Here is a 15,627-nt window from a genome sequence, read left to right as displayed (position 1 = left end):
GCGCATCGTGGAGTCGTTACGCAGCCGCGTCGGAAAAGTTCCACGCCAACCTCCGCAATTCCATGCATAATGTGCCTGAAACCCACGGTCGGACGCCGGCAGCCGCACGCCGCCTTCACAGGGCCGCAAGGCTCTTGGCCAGATCGATCTGCTTGAAGGGCTTGGTCAACCGCGGCAGTTCCGCCGAAATTCCGGCATTTTCGGCATAGCCGGAAATCAGCAGCGCCCTGATCTCCGGCTTCAGCACCCTCGCCTGCTCGATCAGGTCGGTGCCAGTCGTGCCAGGCATCAGATGGTCGGTGACCAGCACGTCGATGCCCGGCTCTGCCTTCATGATCGCGAGCGCATGTTCGGCGGAGCTGGCCTCCAGCACGTCATATCCCAGTTCGCGCAGCATGTGCACGGTGCTGGCGCGCACCAGTTCCTCATCATCCACCACCAGCGCCATGCCATGGTCCAGCTTGACCGGGGCGATGTCCGGCCCGGCGGCCTCCTTCCCGGCCTCGATCTCGCTGGTCGGCAGCCAGAGGCTGATCGTCGTGCCATGGCCCACGGCGCTTTCGATGGTGAGGCCGCCGCCCAGCTGCGCGGCCAGGCCATGCACCATCGACAGGCCAAGGCCGGTCCCCTGGCCCACGCCCTTGGTCGTGAAGAAGGGCTCTATCGCCTTTTCAGCTGTCTGCTGGTCCATGCCGATGCCGGTGTCGGCCACCGACAGCCTGACATATCGCCCCTCCCGCAGATGCAGCCGGTTGTCGGCCGCCATGCTGTCGCAGTTCACGCCGATGCGAAGCTGTCCGCCGTCCGGCATCGCGTCGCGCGCATTCACCGCCAGGTTCAGCAACGCCATTTCGATCTGGTTGGCGTCGGCATGGGCGGCGGGCAGGTCGTCCGCCACCGCCAGTTCGACCTGCACGCGCGGGCCCGACGTGCTGACGATCAGGTCGCGCATGTCCCGCACCAATCCCCCAATGTCGATGGCGGTGGGTTGCAGGGGCTGCCGCCGCGCGAAGGCAAGCAGCCTTTGCACCAGCATCTTCGCCCGGTCGGCCGATTGCAGGGCGCCTTCGATCAGTCGCCGCTCCCGATCGGTGCCCAGGCCGCGGCGATGGAGCAGGTCGAGGCTGCCGACGATCGGCGTCAGCAGATTGTTGAAATCATGGGCGACGCCGCCGGTCAACTGGCCCATGGATTCCAGCTTCTGCGACTGGCGCAGCGCCTCCTGCGCCAGTTCCAGTTCATGCGAGCGCTGCTGCACGCGCTCCTCCAGCGTTTCGTTGAGCGCGCGCAGGCGCTCCTCGCTCTGGCGAAGCGCTGCCTCCATGCGGCGGCGTTCGGTGATGTCGTTGAACAGCACGGCGACCTGGGGCGCCCTGGGGTCGCCCACGCGAAAGGCATAGACGTCGTACCAATAGCCGCCCAGCGCATCGGCCGCGTCCTCGAAGCGGACGGCCTCGCCGGTGCAGGCGACCTGGCCGTAAATGTCGAACCAATGCTGTTCATGCTCCGGCACGAGCGAGCGCATCCGCTTTCCCACCGCGTCGCTGAGCCCGGTATGGCGCGCAAAGGCGGGATTGGTCTCTATGAAGAGATAGTCGACCGGCTTTCCTGCCTCGTCGAAGATCATCTCTATGATGCAGAAGCCCGCCTCGATCGAATCGAACAGGGTGCGATATTTCTCCGCGCCGCGATGCAGTTCCTCCAGCCTCGCGCGGGCGTCATATTGCCGCCGGCGGCCGCGCAGCGCCGAACGGGCGAGGCTGATCAGCGTGGTGGGGTGGAAGGGCCGCTCCAGGAAATTGACGTTGCCCAGCATCTCCAGATAGCGCGATGCCGACGGGTTTCGTTCCAGCCCGCCGCCGCGGCGGGTCAACAGGATGAAGGGGAAGTCCGACCATTCCGGCTGATCCTGCAACCAGCCGACCAGCGGGTGCAGGTCGCGATTGTGCAGCGCCTCCTCCGTCACCAGCGCGAAGCCGGCGCCATGGTCGATGCCGTTCAGCAGGGCGGGAAGATCCCGGCAGATCTGCGACCGCAATCCCGCCTCGGCCAGCATCGATGCCGCGATCTCCGCATCGCGCCCGACGGGAGCGAGGATCAGCGCCCGTTCGGAAAGATGCGGTATCACGCCTTCTCGTCTTCGAGCAGCGCCGGCGCGCTGCCGACGAAATGCGGAACCCCGCGCAGCACGCCCTGGAAGCCCACCAGCGGTTCGCCCAGGCGAATGCCGTAAGATCCGATGCGGAATTCGCGGATCGTGTCCTCATGCGATCCGGTCCGCTTCTTGATGATCGACATGGCGCGGCGCACCCGGCCCAGCGCTTCGGAATAGCGCAGCAGGATGACCGTGTCGGCCAGATAGGTGACATCGACCGGCGTCTTCATGTCGCCCACCAGCCCATGCTGCGCGACCGTCAGGAAGGTGGTGGCGCCCTGCCGGTTCAGATATTGCAGCAGCTCATGCATGTGCAGGACCAGCGCATTTTCTTCCGGCATGGCGGACTGATAGCCGTTCAGGCTGTCGATGACGACGGTCCTCACGCCATGCCGTTCCACGCAGTTGCGCACCCGCTGGGCAAATTCGCCGGGGGACAGTTCGGCCGCGTCCACCTGCTCGACGATCAGCTCGCCGCTCCCGGCCATGGCCTGCATGTCGATGCCAAGGCCCAGGGCGCGGTTGAAGAGCAGGCCCATCTCCTCGTCGAAGACGAACATTGCCGCCTTTTCCCCGCGCCGGATCGCCGCCGTGACGAAGGTGAGGGCGAGCAGGGATTTGCCGGTGCCCGCCGGGCCGAGGACGAGCACGCTGGAGCCCCGCTCGATCCCGCCGCCCAGCAGGGCGTCGAGTTCGCCGGAATCGCTTTTCAGCACGTCGCGCACGAAGCTGGTCTTGTGTTCGGCCGACACCAGCCGGGGAAAGACGCGGACGCCGCCCTTCTCGATGACGAAATCGTGGAAGCCGCCGCGAAAATGCCGGCCGCGATATTTGATGATGCGCATCCGGCGGCGCTCCGGGCCGTAGCCGGGCGACAATTCCTCCAGCCGGATGACGCCATGGGCGACGCTGTGCACGGTCTTGTCCGCCACCTCCGCCGTCAGGTCGTCCAGCATCAGCACCGTCGCATTCTGCTTCGAGAAGAAGTGCTTGAGCGCCAGTATCTGGCGGCGGTAGCGCAGCGAGCTTTGCGCCAGCAGGCGGATTTCAGACAGGCTGTCCAGCACCACCCGGTCCGGCCGGACCCGCTCGAACGCATCGAAGATGCGGCGGGTGGTCTCGCCCAGTTCCAGGTCGGACGAATAGAGCAGGCTTTGCTGCTGCTGCTCGTCCAGCAGGCTTTCGGGCGGCACCAGTTCGAACAGGTCCACCCCCTCCAGCGTCCAGCCATGCGATGCCGCGCTCTCGCGCATCTCGTCCTCGGTTTCGGACAGGGTGATGTAGAGGCAGCGTTCGCCGCGCCGAGCGCCCTCGATCAGGAACTGCATCGCGATGGTGGTCTTGCCCGTGCCCGGACTGCCTTCCAGCAGGAAGACCCGGCCGCGGGTCAGCCCGCCGGAGAGAATGTTGTCAAGGCCATCCACACCCGCCAGGGCCTGTTCGGTCGAATAGGTCTCCACGTCATCTCCTTTCAGGGCAGGAGCATCGGCGATTACCATGGGAAGCGGCCGCCCTGAATGCGTCGCAGATTGATTTCGATCAAGTCAGGCCTGTCCGATGCGCGTCACGAGCCGGACGCGCCGCTTTCCCTGTCGTCGATCTGTTGCCGCGCCTCCAACGCCGCCCTGATGAGTTCGTTCGCCGTCTCTTCCGCGGCATCCGGCGTCATGCTGATGGCGACCCCGTCCGGGCCGTCGAGCATCACCTGTCCTTCCTCTGCATAGGCCTTGCCGGATTCATCGAAAACGCCGTCTCGGGGCATGGACCATCCTCTTCCGTTCATGTGGGAAGGACGCTCCGCAGGCGGATGCGGTTCCCTCAGCCGCCGATGAACAGGTAGGATGGGTCGTAATCGCACAGCCGCCGCAGCGCGGCGAGATCGGAAATGGTGACCCTGCCGCGCTGAACCTGAAGCAGTTCCCGTTCCCGGAGTTCCCGCAACATGCGATTGATGTGCACCGACGTCATGCCGCACGCCTCGCCCAGATCGGCCTGGGTCAGCGGCAGCGCGAACCGGCTGCCGTCGCTCAGCCCCACGGCGCGCAGCTTCGCCTCGATCTCGCAGAAGAAATGCGCGATCCGCGCGACGGCGTCGAGCCGGCCGAGGCGGAATATCCATTCCCGGTGCATGGCGGCGTCCAGCAGCGTGCTGAACCACAGCAGCTTCGTCAGATTGGGCCGCTGAGCCAGCAGGCCGTCCAGCGCCTCATGCGGGACCATGGCGATCTTGGAAGCGCTGAGGGTCGCGACATCATGGTCCAGCCGCCCCAGCGGATAGCCGTGGAGGTCGACGAAATCGCCGGGGACGTGGACGGCGACGAGCTGGCGCAGGCCGTTGCGGTCGTCCATATAGCGGCAGATGAACCCTTCCATCAGGTAAGTGCTGCATGCGATCGGTTCGCCCGCATGGGCGAGCAGCTGGCGCGCATGGGTCTTGCGGACTTGGCTGACGCTGGCCTCCAGCGCCGCGAGATCCTGATCCGACAATTGCTCGCGGCGACGATTGCGGAGGAAGTCGGCAAAGATCATCGGCAGCATGTCTCCCCAGGGCATGGAGGCCCGGCCAATGGCTTATCAGCAGGGCCTGCCGGCGGCCAGCCTCTTCTCTCCGGCCTTTGGTCCCATGGCCCGGCCGGGATGAGGCGGGACGAGGGCAGCGAAGCGAAGTCCGCTTCCGTCTCACCCATCCTGCGGCGCGGTCATCGTCTCATCCAGCAGGCGGGGGACGACGGCGGCGAGTTCGCGCGCCAGGAAACCGATCCTGCCGATCTCTTCCGACAGCGCCCGTCCCGCCGCGCCGTGCAGCCAACAGCCCCAGGCCGCGGCGCGGAACGGATCGGCCCCACGCGCCAGCAGGCCGCCGATGATGCCCGCCAGAACATCGCCCGATCCCGCCGTGGCCAGGCCTACGCAGCCCCCGTCGAAGCGGAGCAGCCGGCCGGACGGATCGGCCAATATGCTTTCCTGCCCCTTGAGCAGGATGACCGACCGGAAGCGGCCGGCCATGTCGGCTGCGACGCCTTCGGGATCGGCGGCGACGGCGGCTTCATCCATCCCCGCGAAGATCGCCATCTCCCCGCGATGGGGCGTCATGATCACGCGGCCCTCATGGCTGGCGATGACAGGGGCCAGGTCGCAGGCGGAGGTCAGCGCCGCCGCATCCAGCACGACGCCAAGGCCCTGGCGCGGGGACGCGAGCAGGCGCGCCACCAGCGTGTCGGTGCGGTCGCTGACGCTCATCCCCGGTCCCAGGACCATGGCGTCGCATCGTCCGACATGGTCCTCCAGCATGGCCACGGCCTGGGCGGCGATCTCGCCATTGCGGTCGGACGGCAGCGCCAGCATCGACGCCTCGGGCACCAGCACGCCCAGCGCGGTCGCGACCGAGTGGACCGTCGCCAGCTGCACCTTGCCGGCCCCCGCCCTGAGCGCCGCCTCCCCCGTCAGGCGCAGGGCGCCGGGGACGAATTCGGCGCCGCCGATCACAACCACGCGGCCGCGCTCATTCTTGTCCGATGCGTCCGCGAGCCCCGGCAGCGGATGGTCGTACAGCCAGCGGCGGTCGATCCGTGGCGGGCTCATCCGCGCGCTCCCGCAATGGCGTCGGGCGCCTTGGTGACGGGCGTGCGGTCCTCCTCCATCGGCGCGGTGACATTGTAGCGCTGAAGGACCAGCCGGCCGTCGTGGCCCGCATCCGCCTCCAGCCGATAATCGGTCACGGCGCAGTTCGCGACGTCCCCCTTTGCGTCGATGGCGAGAATCTCGGTTTCCGTGAGGCTCTCCAATATATAGCGCATGCACAGCACCACGACCTGATGGCTGAAGATCATCACCCGCCGCCCGGCATAGTGGAGCGAGATGGTGTCCATCACCGACCGCAGGCGAAGGATGACGTCGCACCAGCTCTCCCCGCCGGGCGGGCGATGATAGAATTTTCCCAGCAGGCGGCGGAATTCGGCCTGGTCGGGGAAGATGTTGCGGATGCCGCCGGTGGTGAGGCCGTCCAATATGCCGAACTCCTTTTCGCGAAGCCGCTCGTCGAAGCAGATCGGCTCCTCTCCCGCCGCGCCGCCATGGTCGCGGAAGAGCCGGGCGGTCTGGCAGGCGCGCAAATAGGGGGAGGACAGCAGCACATCCGGACGGCAATCCTCTGGCTGGCGCGCGAACCAGCGACCGAGCGAAGCGGCCTGTTCCCGCCCCAGATCGCTCAGCGGCACGTCGGCATCGCGGATGGACAGGGCGATGCGGTCGGCCGCCGCTTCATGGGCGGCGTCCCGCGCGACATTGCCGGCGCTCTGGCCATGGCGCGCGATGATCAATTGGGCAGGCCAGCGGATCGTCATCTGACTTCTTCTCCTTCCCTTCTTCCCTGCATCGGGGGGACAACGCCCGGGCGGCGGATCGGCTTCATCCCGCCGCGCGGCGGACCCTTCGCGCCCGCCATTCGTATAGTCCGTTCCATAATCGGGAGATGATCATGAGCGATGCGCATAAGCTGAAGGAACATCTGTGGGATCGCATGTCGGACAGCCCCTTCATGATGCTGGGCCTGACCGGCAGCGGGCAGCATAGCGAGCCGCTGACCGTCCAGTTGGACAAGGACCAGGTGGATACGCTGTGGTTCTTCGTGGGCAAGGACAACCGTCTGGCCGGCGGCGGCGCGGCGATGGGCCAGTTCGTTTCCAAGGGGCACGATTTCTTCGCCTGTTTCGCCGGTCGCGCGCGCATCGACAATGATCCGGCGATGATCGACAAGCTGTGGTCGACGACGGTCGAAGCCTGGTTCCCGGGCGGCAGGTCGGACCCCAATCTGGCCCTGTTGCGCTTCGACATCGACGAGGCGGAATTGTGGGAGGCGGACGTGTCGCTGACCGGAAAGCTCAAGATGCTGTTCGGCGGCAGGATTCGCCCGAGCGAGGAGGGCAGCCACGCCAGGGTCGAGACGACGGCGAAGTGACCTGGCGATCCGGCGGCGAGCCGCCGGATCGAAACGGGCGTGCGTTTTGCGGCGGTCCTGTGTAGGAGGCGGTCGGGGGGCGGATGCCGGTCCGCCCGCATGGTCTTTTCGCAAGGATGGCGGTGCTGATGGAACACAGGTCCGTGGATGCGGTGCTGCTCGACATGGACGGCACGATCCTGAACTCCATCAAGGTGGCGGAACGGGTCTGGGGCGAATGGGCGCTGCGCCATGGACTGGATGTCGAGGCTTTCCTGCCGACCGTCCATGGCGTGCAGTCGGTGGAGACGATCAGGCGGCTGGGCCTGCCCGGCGTCGATCCGGTGGCGGAGGCGGCGCTCGTCACCCAGGCGGAGATCGATACGGTCGACGGGATCGAGGCGATCGAGGGCGCGGCGGCGTTTCTCGCTGCGCTGGCCGATTGCCGCTGGGCCGTCGTCACCTCAGCCCCGCGGCAGCTTGCGCTGCGCCGCATCCAGGCCGCTGGGCTGCCCGTTCCGCCGCTGCTGATCGCGGCGGAGGATGTGGAACGCGGCAAGCCCGCGCCGGACTGCTTCCATCTGGCCGCCGAGCGTATGGGAACGACGGCGGACCGCTGTCTGGTGATCGAGGATTCGGTGGCGGGGATCATGGCGGCGGAGCGTGCGGGCGCAAGCATCCTGGTCGTCACCGCGACCCATCACCGGCCGATGGAGACCCCGCATCCCGCCATTGTCGACTATCGCGGCCTTGGCGCGGCTCCTGCCACCGGCGGGTCCGTCCGCATCGGACCCATCGGCTGAGGCCAGGAGGACGCTGCGTCAGATCGGACGACGCGCCATCGTCTTCCTTCGCTCAGGGCAGGGTCTGGCCGGTGCGGTCGGCCCAGAGTCGCCACCAATAGGCGATCTGCCCAGCCCGGAAATTGGGGGCGACGGCGGTCCTGCGGTCGATCAGCAGCGGGCCGCGATGAGGGCCTTCATATTCCGTCCAGCGCGGCAGAGCCCTGTTGCCCGACCCAAGGCCGTTGGGGTCGCCGTCCTTGATGAAATGCGCCCAATAATCCTGCATCATCGCGGCCAGACGCGCATTTTCGGCGCCCTGCGACGCCTTGGCCGCGCCCAGCGTATAGCCGAAATCGGCGCAATGCGGCGCGCCCGCCGCCTTGCCGCGTTCGGCGGGCGGGACATAGGCGAAATGATAGGACCAGCTTGGCTGCCAGCGCGCCGCGAGAGCCGCCGTCGCGGTCGCCGCCGCGGTGAAGATGAAGTCCGTCTGCACCTGCCGCAGCAGTTCCGCCGGGGGCAGCCTGCCCTGCGGATCATAGACCTTCCGCACTGCCGCCATGTCGATGCCGAAGCGGTCCTTCAGCACCCTTTCGTCAAAGCCCATCAGGCCGAAGATGCTCGCTTCATTGCTGGTGGAGCCGGCGATATAGGGGACGCGGGCGATATGCCCCCTGGCGAAGGCGATGGCGGTTTCCTCCGGGATCATCTCGCCGTCGACCACCGCGCCGAAATTGGGGGGGCCGGGATCGGCCGCCATGACCGCCGCCGGATCGAGCCTGCGCAGGGCGGCGATGGCCTCCTTGCCCTCGCCGGTCACGCCCGCGCGCCCGGCGAAGGCGACGCCTTCCCGTTCGGCCTGCGCCTGCGGACGGGTCGCATTGTTGATGCCGCCGCCGCTATGCGCGCTGGCGCGGGCGAACAGGCCGCGCGATTGGGGCGAGGCGACCAGCGCGTTGATGCTGGAGCCGCCCGCCGAGCAGCCCATGATCGTGACCTTGTCCGGATCGCCGCCGAAGCGCGCGATATTGTCGCGCACCCAGTTCAGACCGGCGATCTGGTCCATCAGCCAGTAATTGCCGGTCGGCGCCCCCGGCTGCTCCGCGCGCAGGCCGGGGTGTGAGAAGAAGCCGAGCCGCCCCAGCCGATAGTTGAGCGACACCACCAATATGCCGCGCCTGTTATAGACCCGGGCGGCATCGTCGAACAGTTCCGCGCCCGAACCCACGAAGAAGGCGCCGCCATGGATCAGCACCAGCACCGGCATCCTGCCGTCGAACGAGGGGGTGGCGACATTGATCGACAGGCAGTCCTCGCTTTGCGGAGCGCTGCGTTCATGGGGGGTCTCGGGTTGCGGGCAGATCGGGCCGAAGCGGGAGGCGTCGCGAGGGGTGGTCCAGGGGGCGGCCGGGCGCGGCGGCGTCCAGCGATGGTCGCCGCCGGTCGTCCGGGCGAAGGGGATGCCCTTGAAGACGCCGCCTTCGCCCTGCGCCACGCCGCGCACGGGTCCGGATGCGGTCGCCACCACCGGACCTGCCGGAGCGGCCGCGACCAGGCTGCCGCCGACCAGCGAAAGGCAGGCGGCGCCCGCCAGAAATGCTGCTGCCTTCACCCCATCTCTCCCCATGAAGGGCGGGCTGCGTCCCTTCGGTGCGCCGCCCGCCCCGTGATCAGAATTTGAACCGGACGCCGGCGGTGAACGCCCGTCCCACCGTGTCATAGGTGGAGATGATCGTCGGCAGGTTCACGCCCGGAATATCGGCGGCCACCAGCGGCGGATCGCGGTCGAACAGATTGTTGATCGTGATGAACGGCTCCAGGCTGCCGCCCCAGCCCTCGATCTTCTGGCTGATGGTGAGGTCGGTGTACCAGACCGAAGGCGCCTTCGCCCCGGAATAATTGTTGTTCGGTTCGCGCGATCCCACCTTCACCGGACCGGTATATTGTTCGGAGACGAAGATGGTGAGCCCGCCGTCGCTGACATAGTTGAGGTTCAGCGTGCCGCGCCATTTCGGCCGGGCGATGGGACCATTGTTGATGCCGTAGCCCGCGGAGTCATAGGCGGGCACCGCCGCGCTCTGCTGCGTCACATATTTGTCGAGCCAGCTGACATAGGCGCGGGCGCTGAAATTGCCGTTGCCAAGGCGCGTCGCATAGCTGGCGTCGATGTCGACGCCCGCCGTTTCCAGCCTGGCGATATTGGCGGCCGCGATGCGGACCAGGCTGGGGAAGGCGGTCGGGCTTGGCCGGGTGATCAGCGCGCATTCGGGCGCGGAGGCATTGGCGACGCAGTTCTGCACGATCCGCGTGGTGTCGAGCGTGCCGATGGCGCCGTCGATCTTTAGGTTGAAATAGTCTGCCGACAGGCTGAAGCCGGGCAGGAAGCGCGGCGTCAGCACGAAACCGAAGGTCCTGGTCTTCGCCTTTTCCGGATCGAGCAGGCGGTTGCCGCCCGACACGGTGGAGACGTTGCCGCTCTGGCCCGACACCGGATCGGTCAGCAGCCCGATGCCGCTCTGGTCGCCCGCGAACAGGTCGAACAAGGTGGGCGCGCGGATGTCGCGGGAGATGGTGCCGCGCAGCAATATGTCCTGTACCGGCTTCCAGGTGAGGCCGACCTTCCACGTTTCGACCTGGCCCGACGTGCTGTAGTCGGTGATGCGGCCCGCGCCGTTCAGTTCCAGCGAGTTGAGGAAGGGCATGTCCCTGACGATCGGCAGGTTGATTTCACCGAAGGCTTCCTTGACCGTCACGCTGCCTTGCGCCTGGCCCACATTGGTCAGCCAGTAGAAGAGGGAGGTCGAGGACACGCCGCGCAGGCCGGCGAAATATTCGCTGCGTTCAGCGGCGGTGTCGAGCCGCGAGGGGTCGCTGTTGCTGGTGAGGTCCAGCGACTGCTTGCGCCATTCGCCGCCGACCACGATGTCCACCGGACCGCCCGGCAGTTCGAAGGGCGAACCCTGGAACTGCAGCGCGGCGGCGTCATGCTTGATCCGCGCGTCATAGGACATGGTGCCGGTCGCATAATCATAGCCCGGCTGGTTGGTATAGGCGTCGCCGGTCAGGAAGATGTTGAGCGGCTGGCATCCGGCGAAGCGCGCCCGGATGACGGGATCGGCGCTCAGCGTCGGGCGGCAGACGATATTGCCGTTGGTGTCGCGCACGGCGTCCAGCGCGGCATAGGCCTTCTGATAGTCGTAGAGGCCATGCTGGTCGACGCTGTGCCTGGAACTGCCATGGGTATAGTTGACCGACCATTTCCAGCCGTCGCCCAGATTGCCTTCGAGGCCCGCCGTCGCCATCCAGAAATCGGTGCGTTCCTGGGTGAAGGGCTTTTTCGCGCTGTCGCCCGAATATTTGCCGATGTTGAACTGCTGGCCGGGGGTCAGCGCCGCCTCGATCCGGGCGGGGATGAAGGGGTTGCCCTGGAAGACGGGGGCGTTCTGCGTACCGACCCAGGCATTGGACTGGCTGATATAGCTGAGTTCGCTGCGGGTGAAATTGCCCTGCACGAAGAAATCGATGTCGTCCGTCACATCGTAGCTGAACCTGCCGAAGGTCTGGTAGGTGCGCAGCGGCGCGACCGCATGGACGTCCGACGGGATGACGAAGCCGTCGCCGCCGATGTTGAACGCCGCCGTTCCCGTCGGCGTGCCGTTGTCGAAGGGCCGGATCGTGCCGTCGCCGTTGATCTGGTAATTGGCGAAGGGGCCGTCCAGTATCTTGCCGTTGTCGCTGGCGAAGATCAGGTGGATATTGTCCCGAAGGATGCGTGGATTGGCGTTGGAGCCCGGCGTCGCGCTGCTGCCGGGCACGCTGCCGACATAGACATAGTTGGAGTTGCCGCCCTTGCGGTCGGACCGCAGCATGCCGTCATTATTATAATATTCGCCCGACAGAAGCAGATGGCCGCGCCCGCCGAACAGGTCCATGCCGCCGGCCAGGCTGATGCGCTGATTGCCATTGTCCCCGCGCTGCGACACGCCGGCCTGGACGCTGCCGGTGAGGCCGGTGAACTTGCGGTTGAGGACGAAGTTGACGACGCCCGCCACGGCGTCCGACCCATAAGCGGCCGATGCGCCCGCCGTCACGATGTCGACGCGCTGGAGCAGGGCGTTGGGGATGACATTGGTGTCGACCGTGCCCTGATAGGTGGTGGGCGGCACGCGCATGCCGTCGAACAGGATCAGCGTGCGGTTGCCGCCGACGCCGCGCAGGTTGAGGACATTGCCATGGCTGGCGCTGTTGGCGAAGTTGTGGGAACTGCGCGAGGGGCTGGAGCTGTTCTGGAACTGCGGCAGCTTGTTGAGCGCATCGGGCACGTTGGTGGGCGTCGCCTTGACCAGATCCTCCGTCGTGGCGACCGTCACGGGGGTGGGCGCGGTATAGCCGTCGCGCACGATGCGCGATCCGGTGACGATGATGTCGCTGGCGCCGGCGTCCGTGCCGGCGTCGGCCGGGTCTTCCGACCGGAGCTGGGCGCCGTCGACCTGGGGAGCGGTCTGCGCCATGGCCGGAGCGACAAGTGCCAGCAAGCTCACACCGACGCATGTGGCGGACGCAACGGACAGCTTCATCCCAAGTCTCCTCTCGCTGAAAGGGTTTGTTATTCAAATATATACTGTGATGCATAATTCGCTAGAAGCATAAAAAGTGCATGTCAATGCATTTTTCGCAAGCGGTTGCGCCGGGTGTCCGCCGCCATGCGGGCGGCGTCGTCGCGGCGTGACAGGGCAGGGCGTTTCGCCGGTGCATCGCAGGATCGGCTTGAAGGGCAGCCGCAACGGCTTCGTCGCGGCCACCCCTTTATCTGGGGGCCGCGCTGTGTCTCTATCGCTCGGACGCGCTTTTCATCGCCGGTTCGACCGCGCTCCCGCTGTGGGCCGTCGCGACGAAATCAGGCGCCCAGGAGCGCCAGCGCATCGATCTGCCGCCGGGAAAAGCCTCTTTCGTAAAGGGCTGGCATGTGCCGTTCGGCAATCTGCCGCGTGCGGCCGGTCTCGCACAGGAAATCGCGCAGGGGCAGAAGATCGGCGGGCGGCGTGCGGGCGGTCCGGGGCGCGCCGATGATCGCGTTCAGCGCATGGGAAAGGCGTGCGCGCAGCGGTCCGGCGGGCGCCGGATCGCCGCAGCCGCAATCGGCCAACGCGATCAGGGCGGCCTTCACGTCGTGCCATTCGGCGGGGCTGAGCTCGGGCGGGGCGATATTCAGCATGGCCGTCCTCCTCTTGCGCAGGGTGAAGGGACGCGGCCCAAGGGCCGCGTCCGCTCCTGCTTTCGTTATGCCGCGTCCACCAGGACGATCTCGCTGTCCTCGATCGCGGTGACGCGGATCACGTCCATGTCGCTGATCGCAGCGCCGTCGCGGGCGTTGACCCGCACGTCGTCGATCCGGATCGCGCCGGTCGCCGGCACCAGATAGGCCTTGCGGTCGCGGCCGATCGGATATTCCGCGCTCTCCCCGGCCTTCAGCGTCGCCGCCACCACCCGCGCATCGGTGCGGATCGGCAGGGCGTCATTGTCATTGTCGTAGCCGGAGGCAAGGGTGACGAACTGACCGGCGCGGTCGCCCTTGGGGAAGGGCCGGGCGCCCCAGCTCGGCGCTTCGCCGTCGCGGGTGGGCAGAATCCAGATCTGGAAGATCCGGGTCGTCACATCCTCCAGATTATATTCCGAATGGCGGATGCCGGTGCCCGCGCTCATCACCTGGACGTCGCCGGCCTCTGTCCGGCCCTTGTTGCCCAGGCTGTCCTGATGCGTGATCGCGCCTTCGCGGACATAGGTGATGATTTCCATGTCGCGGTGCGGGTGGGGCGGAAAGCCGGTCTGGGGCGCGATGGTGTCGTCGTTCCAGACGCGCAGATTGCCCCAGTGCATGCGGGCGGGATCGTGATAGCCGGCGAAGGAAAAATGATGCTTGGCATCGAGCCAGCCGTGATTGGCGCCGCCGAGGCTGTCGAAGGGACGCAGTTCGATCATGTCTTGTCTCCTCATCGGGCGGGGGCCGGAAATGGCCTTGCCCTGTTGAACATCTCTTTACAGGCGTGCGGCTTTCCCGTTCAGTGGGATAAATTGCATCGAACCGTTCGAGGAAATGGAACAGTGAACAATCCGGGCATGCCGACCTTCGACCAGCTGCGCATCTTCCTGACGATCGTGGACAGCGGCAGTTTCGCGGCGGCGGGGCGCAGGCTGAACCGCGCCGTGTCCGTCATCAGCTATGGCATCGCCAATCTGGAGGCGCAGCTTGGCCTGACGCTGTTCGACCGGGAGGGGACGCGCAAGCCGCAACTCACCGTCGCCGGCCGCGCCCTGCTGGCGGAGGCGCGCAGCATCGCCGACGGCGTCGACGGCCTGCGCGCGAAGGTGAAGGGGCTGCTCGACGGGCTGGAGGCGGAGGTCGACCTGGCGGTCGACGTGATGCTGCCGTCGGAGCGCCTGGGCCGCGTGCTGCGCGCCTTCGCCCGCGAATTCCCGACGGTCCAGCTTCGCCTGCATGCCGAGGCGCTGGGCGCGATCACCGCCATGGTGCTGGACCGCGCGGCGGTGGTCGGCATATCCGGGCCATTGTCCGCAGGGGTCGAGGGGATCGAGAGCCGGACGGCGGGAGCGGTGGCGATGGTGCCGGTCGCCGCGCCCGATCATCCGCTGGGACGGATGGAGGCCATCGCGCCGGGCGCCGGGCGCGACCATATACAGCTGGTGCTGACGGACCGTTCGCGATTCACGGAGGGGCGGGATTATTCGGTGCGCAGCCCCAAGACCTGGCGCCTCGCTGACCTCAGCGCCAAGCATGCGCTGCTGCGGGAAGGCATCGGATGGGGCAATATGCCGCTGCCGATGATCGAGCCGGATCTGGTCGCGGGGACGTTGGTGCGGCTCGCCATGCCCGACCATGACGGGGGCATGTACCGTTTCTCCGCCATCTGGCGGCGCGACACGCCGCCGGGGCCGGCCGCCTCCTGGCTGCTCGATCAGTTCGTGGCGCTGGGCGCGCTGGACCGGGATGTGGAGGGCATGGGCGACATCTGATCAGGCGGGCGCCTTGGCGTCCGGGTGCAGCGCGCAGGCGGCGGTGCCGAAGAGGACCAGCGCGCCCGAGAGGACCAGCGGCGCGACGAGACCGGCGCGATTGACCAGCAAGGCCCCGATGGCCGCGCCCAGCAGGATGGCGGCGACGCCGCCGATGCGGCGGCCGCGATTGGGGCTGCTGCCGCCCGCCAGCGCCGAATCCGCCGCCAGCCCGGTGAGCGTGAGGGTGAGAACCGTGGTCGTGAGGTCCGGCACCTTGAGCTGGCGCACGGTCGCGTTGCGGAAGCCCATGGCAAGGCCGGTCAGCGCGATGATCGCATAGAGCGCGCTGCCGGGCGACTGGCTGGCGATGTCGAAGCCGGTGGCGACGCCCGCCGCGATCCAGAGCAGCACAGCCTCTGCCAGTGCGGCCACCATCAGCCAGCGGCGCAGCGGCAGCCCGACATGATGCCTGCCCACGCGCCCCGCCACCAGCGCCCCGATCAGGAAGGCGGCGATGGCGGCCAGATAGGAGAGCGCGTGGAACCCCGGCGTACCCACGGCGGCGAAGCCCAGGAAGACGATGTTGCCGGTCATATTGGCGGTGAACACCTTGCCCAGGCCCAGCACGCTGATCGCGTCGACCAGGCCTGTGGTGACGGAGAGCAGGAGGAGCAGCCAGGGCAGCGGCGCGGCGGGGCCGTTGGGAGCGGTCATGATGTCCTCGAATCGCTTGGCTG

14 protein-coding genes are annotated in these 15,627 nt (G+C 67.2%); 3 read left to right on the top strand and 11 right to left on the bottom strand.

Annotated elements, in window-relative coordinates; all coding sequences use genetic code 11:
* Positions 1 to 115: 115 nt before the first annotated feature.
* The 6 genes from A0J57_RS18525 to A0J57_RS18500 form a co-directional block, all read right to left on the bottom strand.
* Positions 116 to 2,128, bottom strand: coding sequence for an ATP-binding protein (locus A0J57_RS18525; RefSeq protein WP_061939166.1), 2,013 nt, complete (start codon positions 2,126 to 2,128; stop codon positions 116 to 118).
* Entirely contained in the window at positions 2,125 to 3,615 is a 1,491-nt protein-coding gene (locus tag A0J57_RS18520) for an ATPase domain-containing protein (protein ID WP_083945778.1), read from the bottom strand. Before A0J57_RS18520 ends, A0J57_RS18525 begins: the two co-directional genes overlap by 4 nt.
* 104 nt (positions 3,616 to 3,719) lie before the next feature.
* Positions 3,720 to 3,917: a hypothetical protein gene (locus tag A0J57_RS18515; protein WP_061939162.1), complete on the bottom strand. Its 198-nt coding sequence runs from the start codon at positions 3,915 to 3,917 to the stop codon at positions 3,720 to 3,722.
* Between the two features lie 56 nt (positions 3,918 to 3,973).
* Positions 3,974 to 4,684 carry a Crp/Fnr family transcriptional regulator gene (locus tag A0J57_RS18510; RefSeq protein WP_025548724.1) on the bottom strand — a complete coding sequence of 237 codons (711 nt, stop codon included), beginning with the start codon at positions 4,682 to 4,684 and terminating at the stop codon, positions 3,974 to 3,976.
* 150 nt (positions 4,685 to 4,834) lie between these two features.
* Positions 4,835 to 5,737 carry an NAD(P)H-hydrate dehydratase gene (locus A0J57_RS18505; protein WP_061939160.1) on the bottom strand — a complete coding sequence of 301 codons (903 nt, stop codon included), beginning with the start codon at positions 5,735 to 5,737 and terminating at the stop codon, positions 4,835 to 4,837.
* Positions 5,734 to 6,498 (bottom strand): histidine phosphatase family protein, encoded by a 765-nt coding sequence (locus A0J57_RS18500; RefSeq protein WP_061939158.1) that lies wholly within the window; start codon positions 6,496 to 6,498, stop codon positions 5,734 to 5,736. The genes A0J57_RS18505 and A0J57_RS18500 overlap by 4 nt, the downstream gene beginning before the upstream one ends.
* A 134-nt stretch (positions 6,499 to 6,632) precedes the next feature.
* On the opposite strand from A0J57_RS18500, the gene A0J57_RS18495 reads away from it, so the two are divergent.
* Positions 6,633 to 7,112, top strand: coding sequence for a pyridoxamine 5'-phosphate oxidase family protein (locus A0J57_RS18495; RefSeq protein ID WP_025548719.1), 480 nt, complete (start codon positions 6,633 to 6,635; stop codon positions 7,110 to 7,112).
* A 128-nt stretch (positions 7,113 to 7,240) separates the two neighbouring features.
* Entirely contained in the window at positions 7,241 to 7,894 is a 654-nt protein-coding gene (locus tag A0J57_RS18490) for an HAD-IA family hydrolase (RefSeq protein ID WP_235600904.1), read from the top strand.
* A gap of 52 nt (positions 7,895 to 7,946) precedes the next feature.
* Here A0J57_RS18490 and A0J57_RS18485 read toward each other — a convergent pair whose 3' ends face one another.
* The 4 genes from A0J57_RS18485 to A0J57_RS18470 all read right to left on the bottom strand — a co-directional run bounded on the left by A0J57_RS18485 (position 7,947) and on the right by A0J57_RS18470 (position 13,855).
* On the bottom strand, positions 7,947 to 9,488 hold the full coding sequence (locus A0J57_RS18485) for a carboxylesterase/lipase family protein (protein ID WP_082718765.1): 1,542 nt from the start codon (positions 9,486 to 9,488) through the stop codon (positions 7,947 to 7,949).
* A gap of 58 nt (positions 9,489 to 9,546) precedes the next feature.
* Positions 9,547 to 12,453 (bottom strand): TonB-dependent receptor, encoded by a 2,907-nt coding sequence (locus tag A0J57_RS18480; RefSeq protein ID WP_061939152.1) that lies wholly within the window; start codon positions 12,451 to 12,453, stop codon positions 9,547 to 9,549.
* A gap of 320 nt (positions 12,454 to 12,773) precedes the next feature.
* A complete protein-coding gene (locus A0J57_RS18475) occupies positions 12,774 to 13,091 on the bottom strand; it encodes a hypothetical protein (RefSeq protein ID WP_061939150.1) in 318 nt (105 codons plus the stop codon).
* Between the two features lie 65 nt (positions 13,092 to 13,156).
* A complete protein-coding gene (locus A0J57_RS18470; protein WP_025548712.1) occupies positions 13,157 to 13,855 on the bottom strand; it encodes a pirin family protein in 699 nt (232 codons plus the stop codon).
* Between the two features lie 123 nt (positions 13,856 to 13,978).
* On the opposite strand from A0J57_RS18470, the gene A0J57_RS18465 reads away from it, so the two are divergent.
* A complete protein-coding gene (locus tag A0J57_RS18465) occupies positions 13,979 to 14,908 on the top strand; it encodes a LysR family transcriptional regulator (RefSeq protein WP_025548711.1) in 930 nt (309 codons plus the stop codon).
* Here A0J57_RS18465 and A0J57_RS18460 read toward each other — a convergent pair whose 3' ends face one another.
* Entirely contained in the window at positions 14,909 to 15,604 is a 696-nt protein-coding gene (locus tag A0J57_RS18460) for a YoaK family protein (protein WP_061939147.1), read from the bottom strand. It lies immediately after the preceding gene.
* Between the last annotated feature and the right edge of the window lie 23 nt (positions 15,605 to 15,627).

The sequence above is a fragment of the Sphingobium sp. 22B genome (assembly GCF_001580035.1).
Taxonomy (GTDB): domain Bacteria; phylum Pseudomonadota; class Alphaproteobacteria; order Sphingomonadales; family Sphingomonadaceae; genus Sphingobium; species Sphingobium fuliginis.
This window is presented reverse-complemented; position numbering and strand designations above follow the sequence as displayed.

What these genes read in the sequence shown, in the direction of transcription:
- A0J57_RS18470 (WP_025548712.1), bottom strand. Translation starts at nt 13,855, where the DNA reads ATGATCGAACTGCGTCCCTTCGACAGCCTCGGCGGCGCCAATCACGGC.
- A0J57_RS18475 (WP_061939150.1), bottom strand. Translation starts at nt 13,091, where the DNA reads ATGCTGAATATCGCCCCGCCCGAGCTCAGCCCCGCCGAATGGCACGAC.
- A0J57_RS18490 (WP_235600904.1), top strand. Translation starts at nt 7,241, where the DNA reads ATGGAACACAGGTCCGTGGATGCGGTGCTGCTCGACATGGACGGCACG.
- A0J57_RS18515 (WP_061939162.1), bottom strand. Translation starts at nt 3,917, where the DNA reads ATGCCCCGAGACGGCGTTTTCGATGAATCCGGCAAGGCCTATGCAGAG.
- A0J57_RS18510 (WP_025548724.1), bottom strand. Translation starts at nt 4,684, where the DNA reads ATGATCTTTGCCGACTTCCTCCGCAATCGTCGCCGCGAGCAATTGTCG.
- A0J57_RS18505 (WP_061939160.1), bottom strand. Translation starts at nt 5,737, where the DNA reads ATGAGCCCGCCACGGATCGACCGCCGCTGGCTGTACGACCATCCGCTG.
- A0J57_RS18495 (WP_025548719.1), top strand. Translation starts at nt 6,633, where the DNA reads ATGAGCGATGCGCATAAGCTGAAGGAACATCTGTGGGATCGCATGTCG.
- A0J57_RS18500 (WP_061939158.1), bottom strand. Translation starts at nt 6,498, where the DNA reads ATGACGATCCGCTGGCCTGCCCAATTGATCATCGCGCGCCATGGCCAG.
- A0J57_RS18460 (WP_061939147.1), bottom strand. Translation starts at nt 15,604, where the DNA reads ATGACCGCTCCCAACGGCCCCGCCGCGCCGCTGCCCTGGCTGCTCCTC.
- A0J57_RS18480 (WP_061939152.1), bottom strand. Translation starts at nt 12,453, where the DNA reads ATGAAGCTGTCCGTTGCGTCCGCCACATGCGTCGGTGTGAGCTTGCTG.